This window comes from Vreelandella lionensis (assembly GCF_044543515.1).
GTDB classification, from domain to species: Bacteria; Pseudomonadota; Gammaproteobacteria; order Pseudomonadales; family Halomonadaceae; genus Vreelandella; species Vreelandella lionensis.
Map to the genome: position 1 here is coordinate 23562 of NZ_JBITWC010000019.1, position 14950 is coordinate 38511.

Below are 14950 nucleotides of genomic sequence, written 5' to 3' on the forward strand. Positions count from 1 at the left end.
CACTCGATGCGGAGCCGCTATGCTGCGAATCAACGTTCCTGAACGCCCGCAATGGGAAACCCTGGCCAAAGAGCTGGGGTTTCATTTCCACACCATCGATGGCGAGCCTTACTGGAAAGAGGACGCCTACTATCAGTTTACCCTGGAGCAGGTAGAGCAAGAGATCGAAGCGCCCACCGAAGCCCTGCACGAGATGTGTATGGAGCTGGTTGATAAGGTCTGCCACTCCAATGCTTTAATGCAGCGCCTCGCGATCCCCGAGCATATGTGGGACATCATCCACCACTCCTGGCGCAGCGGGCAGCCGCCGCTGTATGGGCGCATGGACTTTGCCTATTCAGGCAACGGCCCCGCGAAGCTTTTAGAACTCAATTACGACACACCCACTTCGCTCTATGAAGCGGGCTTTTTCCAGTGGGTGTGGCTGGAGCAGGCGATTGAGCAAGGCATCCTGCCCCGCCATGCCGACCAGTACAACTCGATTCAAGAGCGCCTGCTCAATGCTATGGCGCATCTGGGCGACCGCTTGGAAAACCGCACCCTCTACTTCTCCTGTGTAAAAGGCAGCGACGAGGAGCGCGCCACCGTCAGCTACTTGCAGGATATTGCCCTGCAGGCAGGCTTACAGGCGCCGTTTATTTACATCGAAGACATTGGCGTGGCCCCAGGAGTCGAGCACTTTGTTGACCTAGACGACCAACCCATCACCGCGCTGTTTAAGCTCTACCCGTGGGAAGAGATGGCGGTAGAAGAGTTTGGCGAGGCGGTCACGCAGCTCAACACCCACTGGTTTGAGCCGCCCTGGAAAGCCGTGCTCTCCAATAAAGGGATTCTGCCACTGCTGTGGGAAGAGTTTGAAGGGCACCCGAATCTGCTACCGGCGTATTTTGAAAAAGATAGTCACTCGCCGCTGGAAGCAGGCTGGGTGCGCAAGCCATTTTTCTCACGGGAAGGGAGCAATATCAGTTTGATAACGCCCAGCGGCCAGCAAGAGAGCGTGGGCGGGCCTTACACTGATAACCCGTGGATACGTCAGGCGTACCACCCGCTGCCGCGCTTTGGCGACAAACACGCGTTAATTGGTAGCTGGGTAGTGGGCGATCGCGCCTGTGGCATGGGCATTCGAGAGGACGTGGGGCGTATCACTAAAGATACGTCGTGCTTTATTCCCCACGCCATTATTTAATTGCTCGATCATTCTTTTTTTCTAGTAACCGATTAAGCCGCGTTAGTATAAAAACTGGACACACACCCTAAAAGTCGCTGAAATCGTTGTTATCATTGCGTACTAGCGGCGGTTTAATACGCTGGTAACAAGGGTGGTAAGGCGTCCCTCTTTTGGTCATCGGTTCACTTGGAGCAATAGCAATAATGACAGCGCACTGGAAATCCCTGCCATTGCGGCTACGGCTGTTTATATCTTTCGGCACCGTACTAGCACTTGCCATGCTGCTGGCGCTATTCCTTCAAGCACGTTCCGATAGCCAAGCAAATCTTAGTAACTTCTATGACGAGGAGCTGCCTGCCCATGTGGAGGGGCTTGCCGCACGCATTAACCTGAGCCTTAGCCAGGACCTTAGCGTTTCTGCAAGTCTGGCCAACAGTTACTTTATTGAGCAGTGGATACGCGACGGGCTCCCTGAAGAGCGCCAGGCAGATATTACGACCTACCTATCACGCTTAATGGGCCAGTTGGATAGCGAGCTGCTGTTTATTGCCGCCCAGTACCAGGGACAGGGCTACTATTTCCAACTGCGCGACGGCGAATTTTTACAGCGCTCTATTCAACCACCCGGTGGCGTAGATGACTGGTACTATCAATTTATTGACCGAAACAATACGTATGAACTTAATTTAGATAGTGACACTTTCTCGCCTTCCGAGCCTTTTGTTTTCATTAACTATCGCAGCGCCGTAAACACGAGCAGTGGCCAGCCCTTAGTCGTGGCGGGTGCGGGTATCGATCTTTCCCAAATCACCACACTGATTGAGGATTTTCGCTTAGGCGACACCGGACAAGCCTACCTGGTAAGTAGCGAAGGCGACCAGCTTGTCAACGATAGCGAAAGCATTGTGGGAACGCTGCCCGAGCCGCTATCGCAGCAACTACTGCGCGACGGCACAACCCAAATCCATGAAATAGAGCGCGACGGCCAAACCTGGTTGGTTGGCACGCTTTGGCTGCCTAAATTGCAGCGCCACTTAGCGGTTGAGGCAAATAAGACCGCGTACCTTAACCTGACCCGTAAACGCTTCATGGAGTCGAGCGGCATTGGCCTGCTTATCCTATTCGCCGGGCTGGTTGTGCTCTACCCACTGACCAGTAGTCTGACTCGGCCGTTGACACGCTTTCAGCATCAGCTCAAAGAGATCACGCACAGTCTCGACCTGTCGCGGCGCATAGAAACCGACGACCAAGCCGAACTAGGCGACCTAGCCGATCAAACCAATGAACTACTGGAACGCCTCTCCCGAGCTATCCAAGCGGTCTCCACTAACGCGGCGGCACTCACCCAGGTTGCCGACCGGCTAGCCCAAACAGCGGGACTTTCCGGTGTCCAGGGTGGCGATATTAGCCACGAAGCCAACCAAACTATGGCGGCGGCGGTTGAAGAAATGGCGTCATCGGTTGCCGAAATCACCTCCACTATGGAGGAGCTATCCACTTCGTCTACCCAGATTGCCGACCATTCGCAGTCGGTGGTGGACGTGGCTAACCAAACGCTAGAGCGCAGCCGTAAAGGCAGCACCGCCATGCAGCTGCTGCAGGCCAAAATGCAGGATATCCGTACCGATAGCGAGCAAAGCCTGACCGAAATTATGACGCTGGGCGCCAAATCCAAACAAATCAGCAAAGTAATGGAGCTGATCAATACATTGGCAGCGCAAACCAAGCTCATCGCCTTCAATGCCGCCCTGGAGGCCTCCAGCGCCGGGGAGTCGGGGCGTCGCTTCTCCGTCGTGGCGAACGAGATCCGTCGCTTGGCCGATAGCGTAACGGATTCCACCCATGAGATCGAAGGCCATACCGACGATATCCAGCAGGCTATCAACCGGCTCGTCGTGGCTTCTGAAAAGGGCGCGACCACCATCGAGCAAGGGGTTGAAGCCAGTAAGAGCACCGCACAGGACCTAGAGGCCCTGTTAAAAGCCGCCAGCCAAACCAGCAGCGCCGCCCAGCAAATCTCGCTCTCTACCCAGCAGCAGAAAACGGCCAGCAACCAAGTGGTGATTGCGCTGCGCGATATCGATACCGCCAGCACCCGCAATGCCCAGTCCGTTCGCAGCATTACCGAGATTAGCGAGGATATGATCCAGATGTCGGCAGAGCTTAACGAGCTTGTCCAGGAGTTTACGCTGGCACAGCAACAAGACGGCCCGCCACGCACCACGTGAGGATGCTTTGATGAGTGCAATTCGGGTAGTGATGGTGGATGACAGCCAGCTAGCGAGGGATGTGCTGCGTGATATCCTGACCAACGATGGCGATATTGAGATCGTCGGTGAAGCCGCCAACGGCCAGGAAGCCATTGATATGGCGCGACACCTTGCACCGCAGCTCATCACGATGGATCTGAATATGCCGGTGATGGATGGCCTAAGCGCCATCGAAGAGATCATGCATACCAAAGGTGTGCCGATCCTTGTGATTAGCGACCGTTCAGATGCGGAAACGGCCTACCAAGCGCTGGAAGTCGGTGCGCTCGAAGTGCTGCCTAAACCAACGCTGGATAGTGAAGATGCGGAGCGGCTCCGAGCTAGAGTGCGGCTGCTCTCCGGCGTGGCCGTCATCACCCGCCTACGCCGTCGTCCCCCCCCTTCGCCACCGTTAACCGAGTTTCCCGTGGCAAGCCCTTGCCCAGCCGCCACCCGCCACTACCAGCGCATTGTCGCCATTGCCTGTTCAACCGGCGGCCCACAGGCGTTGGCCAGGTTACTTAGCAAGCTCCCCCAGAACTTCCCTGCTCCCATCATGATCGCACAGCATATTAGCCCTGGTTTTATCGAAGGGATGGCAACCTGGCTTGGCACGCTCTGCGCCTTACCCGTCAGCGTCGCAAAAGAGGGTGAGCGGATAGCGCCGGGGCATATCTATTTGTCGCCTTCGGAAAGCAACCTATGCGTCACCCCCCAGCACCGTTTTCGCTTGCTGCCCAGCTCCCAGGGTGCCCTCTACCGGCCCAGCTGCGACGTGCTCCTGCATAGCGCCGCCAGTGTCTACGGGCCTGATACGATCGGCGTCATTTTGACGGGCATGGGGCGTGATGGGGTAAGGGGCCTGCGCGCCATCCAGCTTGCCGGCGGCACAACCCTTGCCCAGGATGAGGCAAGCTCGGTGATTTACGGCATGAACCAAGAAGCCGTGAACGCAGGCGTCATACAAAAAGTGGTCGCGTTAAGCGACCTACCCGAACAGCTGCTGCATGAGGTTGGCTCCCCCCATCCGTCTCGGCGGGAGCCGCAATGAGTACGCTGGCCCCCTTTAAACGGCTGGTACACCAGCGCTGCGGGCTACACCTAGAGGGACTAGCCGAAGCACGGCTAGCCAGGGCTATCACTCTAATCAACGACCTTACTGGCATTTACGATCCGGAAACGCTTCTCGCTCGACTAAAGCAGGACAGCACTCTGTTTGACCGCTTTGTTAGCCAATTAACGGTGAATGAGACCTACTTTTTTCGTGAACCCGAAGTGCTACATTGGCTTACCGACACCTACTTGCCCCGCCAACTGGCCAAAAAGCAGGCACCGCTACGTCTATTAAGCGCCGGCTGCTCGTCAGGAGAAGAGCCATACAGCATCGCCATGGCGCTGTTGGAGCGTTACGGCGAACGCGCCAAGCAGCTGTTCCAAATTAACGGTGGCGATGTGGATCACCAGGTGCTGAACAAAGCTCAAGCAGGTATTTACAGCGGAATGGCTTTTCGCGCCCTGTCCACCGCTTTTAAAGCGCGGTATTTTTCGCCAATTGGGCGCAGTTTTCAGTTAGTAGAGGCGCTAAGGCAGTGGGTCACGTTTCGGCACTTTAATCTTCTAGCGCCTGGTAAGCATGAGCTAGAAGGCCCCTTTGATGTGATCCTGTTCCGTAACGTCTCCATCTATTTTGACGAAACAACCCGCCGGGCGATTCAACAGCACTTAAAGCAACTACTGGCTCCTGGCGGTATTGTGCTATGCGGAGTCACCGAAACCATGGGCAACGACTTAGGTGTGTTGTCACTGGTAGAAGACCAAGGGATTTTTTACTTTCAAGCGCAGTCGTCGGCGACTACTCAGCCAACTAATACACACCGTCTTGCCCCTACTAGCGCTGAGCCCGTTGTCGGGCCGGAAAGCGCACCCTATGTCCCTTTTACTCCCCAAAACAACAGTGTGGAGCACAGCCCCGCTCCTCACGCCGAGCCTCCACTCTCTTGCGAGCATGAGACGGCAGCCCGGGGGACTTTCTACGATGAGCTTCGCCATGCTCATGAGCTGCTCAATCAGAATCATTTTAGCAACGCCGCCCACCTGCTCACCCCCCTTCTAGCTGAGCAGCCCTGGTGCGTGGATGCACTGCTGCTGGCAGGCTTGGTCGCTCGCTGGCAGCAGCAGCCCCAGCAGGCATTTGACTACTTTAAACGAGCACTGTATGTCGCTCCTGATTGTTGGCCTGCCCATTTTTATCAAGCCGAGCTGCTGCGCCAAGGAGAGTTACCTGACAACCCAGCACAGCGCCAGCGGGGCTATGCGGCGGTGGTGCGTCTATTGGAAGCATCGCCTCAAGCAAACGGTGGACTAAAGGAGATTACCCCACCAATACCACCCGGCGATGCTTGTTTCCTTGCAAAACGCTACTTAAATAAGCAAACCGCCATACAGGGAGTTGGCTAATGGCGCTGGATATTCGACGATTCATTCAGCGGTTTGTGGAAGAAGCCGCCGACCATATCCCCCGCTTACGGGAGGGGGTGAGCACCTTAGAACAGGGCGACACCGACAAGGAGCATATCAACGAGCTATTTCGCGCCGCGCATACGATAAAAGGCTCCTCGCGGATGCTAAAACTTGCTCCTATTACCGCCATTGCCCATAGCACCGAAGAGCTGCTGAGTGCTTTTCGTGATGGTAGTCAAACGCCTTCACCGGCTGCCATCAGCCTGCTTAATCAAGCTATTGATGCTTTGTCAGATCTAGTCGCTCAGCTGAATCAGGGCGCGAAGCCTGAAGAGCTTCCAGACACCAACCACGCCCTTTGCCAAGCACTGGAAGCCGCCGCGACGGGCACGCTACCTGAAAGCACTCAGCCTACTGCGCCAGCCGCCCCCACTGTAGAGACACCAGTGGCAGCTGATAGTGAGCAAACTCCTCCTGTCTCCTCTTCACTAGCCCTCACTGACACCGTGCGCGTGCGTGTAGACCGCTTGGATGACGTGGTCCGATTGATGGGCGAGGTCCTTTCCGGCCACCACCATTTACATAGCTTAGTGGAGCAAGCCCAAAGGTTAGGGAAGGCACTACCGGCAGAGCACCAAAGTACCTTTCACGCTTTCAGCCGCGAGTTAAAAAATAGCGTGCTAAGCCATGACTCACTGATGAGCGACCTACACGAGCGGGCACTGCAAATGCGCATGCTGCCGCTAAGCGTGGTCTTTGACCCACTTGCTCAAATGGCCCGAGAGCTGGCACATTCATTAGGTAAAACCGTAGACTGCCGAGTGCGAGGTAGTGAAATCGAGCTAGACCGTCAAATGATTGATCGGCTCTCCGACCCTTTGATCCACCTGCTACGCAACGCCCTGGATCATGGCTTAGAGACTCCTGAACAGCGCCAAACCGCAGGCAAACCACCACGCGGCCAGCTAACGATAGAAGCCTGGCAGGACGGTGGTTGGGTCGTGGTAGAAATGCGCGATGACGGTGCGGGGGTTAGCCTAGAGGCCGTGCGCCAAAAAGCCCTGGCAAAACAGCTACTCACCGAAGAGCAGCTGATAGCGCTGAGTGAACAGCAAACCCTGGAACTAATATTGCTACCCGGGTTCTCTACGAAAACCATGATTACCGATTTTTCTGGTCGTGGCGTCGGTATGGACGTGGTTAAACGCACCATTGCTGGCGAACTCAGCGGCGATTTACAGCTCACCAGCGAACCTGGCAAAGGAACGCGCTTTACCCTTCGCCTGCCGCTGTCGCTCGCTATGATGCGGGTACTCCTGGTCAAGGTTGGGCAAACTACCTTAGGCGTCACAGCTCCTCACGTTGCAGAGCTTGTTGAGCGCTCACCTAGTAGCTTTATTGACGCTGCTGGGCAACCTACCCTCATTCTGCGCAATGAGTTTGTGCCAGTCGTCTCACTCGCGGCGTTATTATCGCTCCCGACTCCAGAACGCCTGCCAGAAAACGTATTGTTGCTGGTCGTGCACCAGCGCCAGCAGAAGCTGGCGCTGATTGTCGATGCGCTAGTCGATGAGCGCGACATGGTCATTAAGCCGCTCCCCGAACACCTACGCTACCTACCGCTGGTATCCGGCATGGTGTCTCAAGGGCGCAATGAGCTGGTCAGTCTATTGCACGTTCCTGCCCTTTTAGAGCAAGCCAGGCATGTTGTGCAGCGTGATAGCAAGCCGACGACGGCGGCTCCTCAAAGGCACCGCGTCCTTATTGTGGATGACTCGCTCAACACCCGCGAGATTGAAAAAGATGTACTCGAAGCGTGGGGCTATCAGGTGACGCTGGCAGAAAACGGCCGTGACGGTTTAAACAAAGCTCTCGCCGAATCCTTTGATGCCGTACTCACCGATGTCGAAATGCCAGTGATGGATGGCTTTGCGCTGACCAGCCGTCTGCGCGAAAATGACCACTATCGTCATAAGCCAATTATTATTATCACTTCACGTGAAAAAGAAGCTGACCGCCAACGCGGTATGGAGGTAGGTGCCGACGCCTACATCGTGAAAGGCAGCTTTGACCAGAATAACTTAGTGGAGACGCTAAAAGCCCTACTGGGCTAAGCCTTCTTCAAGACAGGGGATTAACATGCGTATATTGGTCGTAGACGACGACCCACTCGCTGGGGAAATGACCGGGGCGCTGCTGGAGTTTCAGGGCCACGACGTCCTGCTTGCCAACGACGCCATGGAAGCCACCAGCCAGTTGGACGCCCATGACGATATCGCGCTGATCGTCAGTGACATGCACATGCCGTTAATTAATGGCATTGAGCTACTTGAGATGCTGAGAGAACAAGGGGTCACACTGCCCTTTATTTTGCTAACGGGCGACATGCCGAATGAACAGTTGCACCAAACGTCTGGCCTAAGCGCCTGCCTGCAAAAAGATGCCGCGCTTGAAACCACTCTTGAGCACGCGGTTGCTCAAGCGCTTGGTAGTTAAATTCATGCAGTTATTTGGCCCGCTCACTGTTCGCCCACTTGCACAGGTAGTCTGATGTCACCTCCAGCTCCTTCGCTGCACGATAAACTCAACCAACTGCGCCAACGGTTTATTGAACAGTTACCGGTTCGTCTGCAGCAAATCACTGCCCAATGGCAGCAAAGTCGCACATCCCCAGAGGCTGAAGCACGGCTTGCCCCAGAGCTGCACCGTTTCTTTCATAGCCTGAAAGGTACTGGCCGCTCCTTAGGGTTTGAACGTATTGCCATGCTGGCGGATCAGGGTGAAACCGCTCTCAATAACCCCTCCGTCTCGGAAGAGGTAGTGGAACTTATCTTCACACAGCTGGCCGAGGAGCAGCAGCGCTTAGAATCGCCGCCGGGTCAACAGAAAGCGCTAGCTGCGCTGAACAGCGTGGAATTTTCGCCCGCACCAGCACAAACCCGCAGTAAGCGTCAGCGTTTAATCTATCTATGCGACGATGAGCCCGACCAAGTTAGCCAGTTACTGCATCATTTACGCTGTTTCGGGCACGAGGTGGTGCACTTCGAAGATACCGATACGTTCTTTAATGCCGTTATTACTCGCCGTCCCGATGCCATTATCATGGATGTGCAGTTCCCTTTAGGGCATACCGCAGGCACCGAAACGCTCACCAGCTTAAATAAGCTGATGGGCGAACGCTTACCCTCTATCGTCCTTTCATCACACAATGACTTTCACTCCCGGCTAAGCGCTGTACGGGCAGGATGTAACGGCTATTTCACGAAACCGGTTAAACCACTAGACCTCATGTTAGCAGTGGATGAACTCACCACGCCGTTAGATGACGAACCGCTGCGCGTGATGGTAGTAGACGATGAACCGGAAGTAGCTGCCTACCATGCATTACTCTTAGAAGCAGCAGGTATGGTAGTACAGCAGGTCAATCACCCTGCAGAAGCCTTGAACGCCCTTGAGCGCTTCAGCCCCGACCTACTACTGGTCGATGTGTATATGCCTGTTTGCTCAGGTGAGGAGCTAGCCAGCATTATCCGCCAGCAGCCTGAATACGTTGGCCTGCCAATTATTTATCTTTCCAGTGAGACCGATAGCCAAAAGCAGCTCTCAGCCATGACGGCGGGCGTCGAAGCGTTTATCACCAAACCGGTGGTGCCTGAAGAGCTGGTATCGGCGGTCAAGCTGCGCGCGGAGCGGCTGCGCCTGCTGCGCTCACTAATGACCCGCGATAGCATGACTGGGCTTTACAACCATAGCTCTACCACTGATCTCATCAGTAAAGCGCTAGCACAAGGCTACCGAGATAACACCCAGCACGCGATGGCTATGATCGATATTGACCACTTCAAGTCGGTCAATGACACTCACGGCCACCTGGCAGGTGACCAAGTGATCATCACTCTGGCCAGGCTACTCAAAACCCGCCTGCGTATGACCGATATTATCGGCCGCTATGGCGGCGAAGAGTTTGTGATACTGCTCAAGGGTGTTAGTGATGAGCGCGCCAGCGAATTGATTGATACCCTGCGTATTGATTTCGAGCAGGTAGAGTTCCATGCAGGCGGCGCGCGTTTTAGCTGTACTTTCAGCGCGGGGGTTAGCAGCTTTCCCACACAGCCGTCTACGGAGTCGCTGCGCCTAAGCGCCGACCAAGCGCTCTATCGCGCCAAGCACCAGGGGCGCAATCAGGTGGTCACCAGCAAGGAGCAGGACGATGACGGATTCCCCACAGCCCACCCATGAGTCACAGGGTGTGACCTTTGAGCAAGCGTTCAGCGAACGCAGTGACGACACAACGATTGTCGATGTAGACGAGCCAAGTCAGCAGGTGGTGTTGTTTCAACTATCCGGCCAGCCGTTTGCTCTGCCCGGTCATGCGGTGAGTGAAATTCTTAAGGGTGATACACCCGTTTATTTTGTGCCAGGCTTGCCCGCCTCTACGGAAGGGGTGATTCACTTACGTGGCAATATAGAGTCGTTGATTACGCTACAGCCCTTGCTTGGGCTACCCGATACTAACGCGGAGGGTATGCTCTTGATCGTCCATGCGGGAGAGATACGCAGCGCAGTACGTATCGACCAGCTCGACGATGTTTGCGAACTGCCTGTCAGCGCCTTCAAAACGCCTCCCGAAACACTGCCTAGCACGTTACGCTCCTACGTCAGCGCTTTGTGGCAACCTAGTGACGAGCAGCGTGCCACGGCCCTCCTGGACCCTGATGCCCTGTTTCGCGCCTATCAAAAGGGGCTTGGTTAGGCCGTGAGCTATGTCGCCTGCGTATGCTTTCAAGCTAGCGGCCACCGTGTGGCCTTAGAAGCGCGCTATATTCAACGCATCGATAGTACGCCCACTCATCATCGACACATCGCTGCCGATACGCTACTGCTTAATCAGCCTAGCCACCCAACGCGCTGGCTAACCCTACGCGATGCCGAGGGGCCATGGCAGCTTGGCATTACCGGCGACAGTGAGATGATGCGCCTGCCCTCCGCCGCGATTTACCCACTACCGCCACTGCTGGCTGCCCGCTCCCGCCATCCGGCGCTGTGCGGCATCGCTCTGGAAGGGGAGCAGCTCACTCTGCTCCTAAACGGAGCTCGGCTAAGCCCACCTTCCGAGGCAAGTTCAACCCACCATCCATAAGCAGCGCACTTGGCTACCTTTCTCCACTTGGCGATGCGGATCAATCACCGCCAGCGCATCGGCAGCAATGCAGGAAGAGAGCACCGCTGAGTTTTGGTCATCAAAGGCATCGGCCTCAATGCCCTCGGGGGTAAAGCGCAGCGCCACCCGCATATAGTGCTGGCGCGGGCCGGTCTCTGTGGCAAAGGTCGCGGTGGCCGTTAGGCACGGAAGCTCCGCCAGCGCAGGGCAGCCCAGTAGTGCCCCCATCAGCGGGCGTAGAAACAGCCACGCACCCACAAACCCCGACACCGGGTTACCCGGCAGCCCCACAAACCGAGCATGGCTGCCATCGTCGCGGGGCAAGCGGCCTAGCGCTAGCGGCTTGCCAGGACGAATCGCCAGCTTCCACATATCGAGTTGCCCAAGCGACTCCAGCGCCGCTTTGACGTGGTCCTCCTCCCCGACGCTGACACCACCGGTGCTCACCACCACATCGGCCTCGGCAGCGGCGTGGTTCAACAGCGCCACGGTTTGGGCGTAGTCATCGGGCACGCTCACCAACTGCACCACCTCGGCCCCGAACGTCTCCAGCAGCCGCTTGAGCATGGGGCGGTTGGAGTTATACAGCTGACCTGGTTTTAACGGCGTGCCGGGGTCGACGATCTCATCACCTGTGGAAAGCAGCGCCACTCGTGGGCGGCGTCGTACGCTCACATGAGTGATGCCTTGCCCCGCCAAATGCCCCAACGCGGCGGCTTCCAGGCGCTCGCCAGCATTGAGCAGCACATCGCCTTGACGCACGTCGCGGCCCTGCAGGCGAACGTTGTCTCCTTCAGGCACGTCCGCGTGGATGAGCGCCTCGCCGTTCTCTTCAGTCACCCGCTCCTGCATCACCACGCAGTCAGCACCAGGGGGGATCTGCCCGCCGGTAAAGATCCGCGCGCAGGTGCCCGCCACCAATGGCCGTGCCGTACTGCCCGCGGCAATCCGCTGGCTCACCGGCAGCCGCTTACCCGCATCCATAGCACGCAGCGCATAGCCATCCATTGCGCTGTTATCGAACGGCGGCACGTCCAGCGTGGCCGTTACCGATTCGGCCAGCACGCGGCCAGCGGCGTCATTCAACGCGATCTGTTCGGCAGAGAGCAGCGTCACGTCGGCTAATAGCGCTTTCAGCGCCGCTTCAATCGGCTGTAACTCAGCCATGCTGCCCCCGACCGGGGATCACCAGGTTGGCAAAATTACAGGGTTTGTGGCGGCTATCGAGCTGCTCGGCCAGAATGCCATCCCAGCCGGTACGGCACGCACCGGTAGAGCCTGGCAGGCAGAACACCACCGTGGCGTTAGCGAAGCCACCCAATGCGCGACTCTGAATCGTGGAGCTGCCGATCTCATCGCCGCTGAGCTGGCGAAAGCGCTCACCAAAACCTTCGATACGTTTATCCAGCAACACCGAGATAGCTTCTGGGGTAGAGTCGCGCCCGGTAAACCCTGTGCCGCCCGTGGTTAGCACCACCTGCACGCCGGGGTCGGCAATCCACTGCGCTACCACCGCACGGATCTGGTAAACGTCATCCGGTACGATGCGCTTATCCGCCAAACGGTGCCCCGCCTCGGTTAGCCGCTGCACCAGCGACTGGCCCGAGCGGTCAGTATCTTCCGTCCGCGTATCGGAGACGGTGAGCACCGCAATGTTCAGCGCTTCCATGGCATCCATGGCGCTACTCCTTGTGCTCGTTGGGGGAGGCGTTGGCCTTTTTCTTGGCTTGGCGCGCTTCAAGAGCAGCCAGCTGTTCCGGCGTTGCCTCACCCTGGTGATTGGCTTTCCACTCGCTGTAGGGCATGCCGTAGACGTAATCGCGGGCGGCGTCCAGTTCGAGCGCGGTACCGCGCTCATCGGCGGCGGTCACCAGCCACTTCGAGAGGCAGTTACGGCAGAAATCCGCCAGAATCATCAGGTCGATGTTCTGCACATCTTTATTGTCGTCCAGATGCTTCAACAAGCGGCGAAACGCAGCGGCTTCAAGCTCGGTACGGGTGGTCGCATCCAGTTCGTCAAATGTCGCCATGGTGATTCCTCTTTCAAAATTCGTTGGAGTGCAGCATAACAAAAGACACCGCCCGAAGGCGGTGTCGAAGGGCGTTCACGTCCACTTATCTCGACGGCGTGACTCAGCTTGGTTTGGCTGCTGAAGGCTCACCGCTGTCGCCCGCTTTACGCGCCGCCAGCTCTTCTTCACTGATGGCCTGATCTTTGACCTCTTCGTACCACAGGTTGTGGTGCTCTTTGGCCCAGGTTTCATCCACGTAACCGGTGGTCATACCTTCCAGCGCGCCTTCCGTACCCAGCGTGCCGATATAGATATGACCCAGCGAGACAGCGGTAAGGCCCAGCGCACCCACGGCATGGATGATGTTGGCCCACTGCATGGTGTCGCGGCCCTGGTCAAAGTTGGGGAAGTCGAGCACGAAGCCACTCGCCACCACCAAAATGCCCACTGAAGCTAGCAGCCAGTACCAGGCTTTTTCGCCACCGTTGGCAAAACCAGCATCTACATGGCCTTTGCCAATCATACCGCCGCCTTTTTTGAACCATACCCAGTCGTGCTTCTTGGGAATGTTCTCTTTGATCAGGCTAACCAGCATGATGACCAACAGTACGCCAAAAATCGGCCCCAGATAGTTGTGCAGCACTTTAGAAGCCGCAATCATCCAGGCCCATACCGCATCACCAAACAGCGTACGGAACACGAACTTGCCTAACAGCAGGTTAAGCCCCGTCAGCGCTAGGGTGATGAACAGCGTAGCGACGGTCCAGTGAAGAGCACGCATCAGCAGCGACCAGCGCAAAAGCTTACGCCCGGTGCGCGGCTCTTCGAGATGCTTACGACCCACAATGAAGTAGAACAGCGCAATCAGTGCCGCCATACCACCAATGGCAATCATGCCAAACGGCGACACCCAGCGATTGCGCAAAATCCGCCACGTTTCGCCGCTGGAGTTGATCAGGTTGTAGTTACTCTCGTGACGTGAGTCACGGTAGTTCGGCCCGGTTTCACCGCTACGCACTTGGCGCCACTGATCCGCCGTAATGCCGGGGGCAGCAGTGGTCATTTCGCGGTCTGGGTCTGCCTGCGCCACGGCCATTTGCGTGACTCCCAGGCTTGCCACTAACAGCACCAGCATCAGGCATAGACGCCATCCGCGCTGCAACCAGCTAGCGGTGCCGCTAGGTGCCCGTGAGGGCACCTTTGTCATGTTCAACGTTGTCATGACACGCCTCCTTACCCTTTACGGGCAGCATCATAGGCAAGGTTGTCAGAGCTAGCCTGAGGATTGTTTGACCACGCACCATCTTGATGGCCACGGTGTACCACGCGCTGGCGGAAGATATCGGCAACATCTTGAGCATCACCAGCCAGTAGCGCTTTGGTGGAGCACATCTCAGCACATAGCGGCAGTTTGCCTTCCGCGATGCGGTTGGAGCCGTACTTCTGGTACTCCTCTTCTTTGGTTTCCGCGGGGCCACCGGCACAGAAGGTGCACTTGTCCATCTTGCCGCGCTCGCCAAAGGCGTTCTGCTGGGGGAACTGCGGCGCGCCGAAGGGGCAGGCGTATAGGCAGTAACCACAGCCGATGCAGAGGTCTTTATCGTGCAGCACGATGCCATCGTCGGTTTTGTAGAAGCAGTCGGTAGGGCAAACCGCCATACAAGGGGCATCATCACAGTGCATACAGGCAACGGAAATGGACATTTCATCCGCTTCGCCGTCGTTCAGGGTCACTACGCGGCGGCGCTGGATGCCCCACTCGACGTCGTTGGCGTTCTTACAGGCGGTGACGCAGCCGTTGCACTCGATGCAGCGCTCGGCGTCACACATAAATTTCATTTGAGCCATGGTGTTCTCCTCTTGCCGGTGCGGGCGTGGCCGCACCGGCATGCTGTCAGGT

At 56.9% G+C, this 14950-nt stretch carries 14 protein-coding genes; 9 read left to right on the forward strand and 5 right to left on the reverse strand.

Annotated features, from left to right (window positions below):
- The first annotated feature begins 19 nt into the window (after positions 1-19).
- From ACIGG6_RS12550 to ACIGG6_RS12590, 9 genes are all read left to right on the forward strand, one after another.
- On the forward strand, positions 20-1186 hold the full coding sequence (locus ACIGG6_RS12550) for a glutathionylspermidine synthase family protein (RefSeq protein WP_399844796.1): 1167 nt from the start codon (positions 20-22) through the stop codon (positions 1184-1186).
- Between the two features lie 185 nt (positions 1187-1371).
- On the forward strand, positions 1372-3396 hold the full coding sequence (locus ACIGG6_RS12555) for a methyl-accepting chemotaxis protein (RefSeq protein ID WP_399844798.1): 2025 nt from the start codon (positions 1372-1374) through the stop codon (positions 3394-3396).
- Positions 3397-3406: 10 nt separating this feature from the next.
- On the forward strand, positions 3407-4468 hold the full coding sequence (gene cheB / locus ACIGG6_RS12560) for a chemotaxis-specific protein-glutamate methyltransferase CheB (protein ID WP_399844799.1): 1062 nt from the start codon (positions 3407-3409) through the stop codon (positions 4466-4468).
- On the forward strand, positions 4465-5874 hold the full coding sequence (locus ACIGG6_RS12565) for a CheR family methyltransferase (protein ID WP_399844801.1): 1410 nt from the start codon (positions 4465-4467) through the stop codon (positions 5872-5874). The genes cheB and ACIGG6_RS12565 overlap by 4 nt, the downstream gene beginning before the upstream one ends.
- Positions 5874-7991, forward strand: coding sequence for a hybrid sensor histidine kinase/response regulator (locus ACIGG6_RS12570; RefSeq protein ID WP_399844802.1), 2118 nt, complete (start codon positions 5874-5876; stop codon positions 7989-7991). Before ACIGG6_RS12565 ends, ACIGG6_RS12570 begins: the two co-directional genes overlap by 1 nt.
- A 25-nt stretch (positions 7992-8016) precedes the next feature.
- Positions 8017-8373 (forward strand): response regulator, encoded by a 357-nt coding sequence (locus tag ACIGG6_RS12575; protein WP_399844803.1) that lies wholly within the window; start codon positions 8017-8019, stop codon positions 8371-8373.
- A 54-nt stretch (positions 8374-8427) separates the two neighbouring features.
- A complete protein-coding gene (locus tag ACIGG6_RS12580) occupies positions 8428-10116 on the forward strand; it encodes a diguanylate cyclase (protein WP_399844805.1) in 1689 nt (562 codons plus the stop codon).
- Positions 10088-10630 (forward strand): chemotaxis protein CheW, encoded by a 543-nt coding sequence (locus ACIGG6_RS12585; protein WP_399844807.1) that lies wholly within the window; start codon positions 10088-10090, stop codon positions 10628-10630. Before ACIGG6_RS12580 ends, ACIGG6_RS12585 begins: the two co-directional genes overlap by 29 nt.
- A gap of 3 nt (positions 10631-10633) precedes the next feature.
- Positions 10634-11017 (forward strand): hypothetical protein, encoded by a 384-nt coding sequence (locus ACIGG6_RS12590; RefSeq protein ID WP_399844809.1) that lies wholly within the window; start codon positions 10634-10636, stop codon positions 11015-11017.
- Here the strand turns inward: ACIGG6_RS12590 and ACIGG6_RS12595 are convergent.
- The 5 genes from ACIGG6_RS12595 to fdh3B form a co-directional block, all read right to left on the reverse strand.
- The gene (locus ACIGG6_RS12595; protein WP_399844810.1) at positions 11000-12205 is read right to left on the reverse strand and encodes a molybdopterin molybdotransferase MoeA; all 1206 of its coding nucleotides are present in this window, start codon (positions 12203-12205) and stop codon (positions 11000-11002) included. The genes ACIGG6_RS12590 and ACIGG6_RS12595 overlap by 18 nt on opposite strands.
- A complete protein-coding gene (gene moaB / locus ACIGG6_RS12600) occupies positions 12198-12716 on the reverse strand; it encodes a molybdenum cofactor biosynthesis protein B (protein ID WP_253507263.1) in 519 nt (172 codons plus the stop codon). Before moaB ends, ACIGG6_RS12595 begins: the two co-directional genes overlap by 8 nt.
- Positions 12717-12720: 4 nt before the next feature.
- Positions 12721-13068: a DUF1244 domain-containing protein gene (locus ACIGG6_RS12605; RefSeq protein WP_399844812.1), complete on the reverse strand. Its 348-nt coding sequence runs from the start codon at positions 13066-13068 to the stop codon at positions 12721-12723.
- Positions 13069-13171: 103 nt separating this feature from the next.
- The gene (locus tag ACIGG6_RS12610) at positions 13172-14272 is read right to left on the reverse strand and encodes a formate dehydrogenase subunit gamma (protein ID WP_399844814.1); all 1101 of its coding nucleotides are present in this window, start codon (positions 14270-14272) and stop codon (positions 13172-13174) included.
- An 11-nt stretch (positions 14273-14283) separates the two neighbouring features.
- On the reverse strand, positions 14284-14898 hold the full coding sequence (fdh3B, locus tag ACIGG6_RS12615; RefSeq protein ID WP_399844816.1) for a formate dehydrogenase FDH3 subunit beta: 615 nt from the start codon (positions 14896-14898) through the stop codon (positions 14284-14286).
- Positions 14899-14950: the final 52 nt, after the last annotated feature.